The 1273-nt window shown below is 62.0% G+C and carries 2 protein-coding genes; both read left to right on the top strand.

Going from position 1 to position 1273, the window contains the following annotated elements; translation table 11 throughout:
- The first annotated feature begins 350 nt into the window (after positions 1–350).
- A complete protein-coding gene (locus ABIB26_RS23670; RefSeq protein WP_354248650.1) occupies positions 351–944 on the top strand; it encodes an RNA polymerase sigma factor in 594 nt (197 codons plus the stop codon).
- On the top strand, positions 941–1201 hold the full coding sequence (locus ABIB26_RS23665; RefSeq protein WP_354248648.1) for a hypothetical protein: 261 nt from the start codon (positions 941–943) through the stop codon (positions 1199–1201). Before ABIB26_RS23670 ends, ABIB26_RS23665 begins: the two co-directional genes overlap by 4 nt.
- Positions 1202–1273: the final 72 nt, after the last annotated feature.

The raw sequence follows: 1273 nt of genomic DNA, 5'->3' as shown, positions 1-1273 counted from the left end.
GGTTCCCAGCATTTCCGCTGGTCTCCCTCGTGGCGACTTAAAAAACAATACACCCAGACAACCCCCACCGCAACTCGGCCACTCTGAGCGCTCCGCTGGCCCCTCAAACCCCGCCGGCACTGGGCAGAACGGGCTACTGGGCCGCAAATCTGCCGTTCATCCCAACAAACCCAATCTATGCGGTACGTCACCCGCAGCGGCTCTGTGGTCGAGTAGGACGTCGGCAAGACGCTCTCTGTGGCCTCTCGGTCACGCTGCGCGGCTGTGCTCCCTACGAGCATTGCCTGATACTTCTCCGGACGATCTTCCGTCCATGTGTAACCTTTGGGTTGTCCCGGACAATACAGGGCATGGGGAACATTGAATCCGAGGATGACGGGCTGTGGTCGCGCAGCCTCAAGGGCGAGGGCGAGGCCTTCGGGGTGTTGTTCGATCGGCACCGCGACCGGGTCTTCCGGCACGCCTTCCGGTTGGCGAGGGATCGACATAATGCTGAGGACATCATGTCGACGGCGTTCCTTGAGCTGTGGAGGCGCCGGGGAAAGGTGAGGCTCGTTGAGGGTTCCATTCTTCCCTGGCTGCTTGTCACGACGACGAATATTGCACGCAACAGCCGGCGGGCAGCCTTCCGCTACAGCAGCCTCCTCCGGTCCCTCCCGCGCAACGATGAGGCTTTTGACGCGACATCTGATGGTTCCTACATGGATGATGCCGTGGACATAAACGTGGCGCTGGCCCTCGGGACGCTGAACACCACGGACTTGCAATTGGTGAGCCTGGTTGTCTTCGAGGAGTACACCCTCTCCGCGGCCGCGGCCGTCCTTAACCTGACACGGGGCGCTGCGAAGACCCGTATGCACCGGGCACGTCTACGCATGAAAGCAGCGATCTATGGAGCGGCGGGGGCAACGCCCGCCACGGTAGTGGAAAGAGAACGGCCATGAACCATCTTCGCGTCGATGAAACATTCAGCAATGCGCTCCGGGCGGAACTGGTCTCGCGGGTCGAAAAAAAGGCCCCTTCCCTGCGGCGCAAGCCCGCACGGCGGTGGCTGGCGGCCGGGGCAGTCGCCGGCGCCGGGTTCCTGGGCGGCATGGCTGCAGGAGTGTTTGTGCTGCCCGGGAGCCAACAGGCCACCCCGCAGCAGGCCAGACCCATTTCTTCCGCGCTGTCGTCATACTGCGGCCGTATGGTTTTGTGAGACAGCTTGTTAGGAGCCCTTCTTCACAATGACCGACCGTAAGAGGTATAGCCAGAAGTACAAGGACGACGC

Origin of the sequence: Arthrobacter sp. UYEF20, assembly GCF_040546335.1 — a bacterium.
GTDB lineage: Bacteria > Actinomycetota > Actinomycetes > Actinomycetales > Micrococcaceae > Arthrobacter.
The sequence above is the reverse complement of the archived record's forward strand: the minus strand, read 5'-3'. Positions and strand labels throughout refer to the sequence as shown.